The organism is Parafrankia sp. FMc2, assembly GCF_041008525.1.
Taxonomy (GTDB): Bacteria; Actinomycetota; Actinomycetes; order Frankiales; family Frankiaceae; genus Parafrankia.
Genome location: NZ_JBFLUG010000499.1, coordinates 1 through 625 on the forward strand (window position 1 = coordinate 1; position 625 = coordinate 625).

Annotated in this window: 1 protein-coding gene; it reads left to right on the top strand. The window is 65.3% G+C overall.

Annotated features, from left to right (window positions below; translation table 11 throughout):
• Positions 1 to 99 precede the first annotated feature (99 nt).
• On the top strand, positions 100 to 570 hold the full coding sequence (locus tag AB1460_RS38135) for a helix-turn-helix domain-containing protein (RefSeq protein WP_368967476.1): 471 nt from the start codon (positions 100 to 102) through the stop codon (positions 568 to 570).
• The last annotated feature ends 55 nt before the right edge of the window (positions 571 to 625 follow it).

Sequence of the window (625 nt, forward strand, 5' to 3'; positions counted from 1 at the left end):
CTAGTAGACTGTCGCCGCTTAGTCCTGGCATGTTTCGTGTCTGGGTGAGAGGGTTGGGCTGGCAGGTCTTCCCGTCCCTCTGCCGGTCAGGACTGTGTCGTGGGTTCGCAGAAGAAGCGGCCGGTCACCTTGACCGCGGCTGATCGTGACGCGTTGGTTCGGGTGACCTCGACGGGGGTTCATCCGGCGTCGATGATCCGGCGGGCGCGGGTCCTGCTCGCGTTGGACACCTCGGTCGGCCCGGTTGCCTCCCAGGAAGAGCTCGTGGTCCGGGTCGGGGTCTCGGGTGAGACGCTGCGGCTGGTCGCGAAGCGGTTCACCGAGTCCGGTGGGGATGTGTGGGCCACGATCGGTCGGAAGGAACGGGAGCTTCCCCCGGTGCCTTCCCCGGTGACCGGCGAGGTCGAGGCCAGACTGATCGCGCTGGCATGCTCGCAACCACCGGCAGGTTATGCACGCTGGTCGCTGCGGCTGTTGGAAAAGCACGTCGTGCTGGTCGATGACATCCCGGACCTGGACCATTCCACCATCGGCCGGGTCTTAAAAAAACGAGGTTGCGTCCTCATCTGAGGAAGTGCTGGACCATCCCACCGAGGGCGAACGCGCAGTTCGCCGCACGGATGGA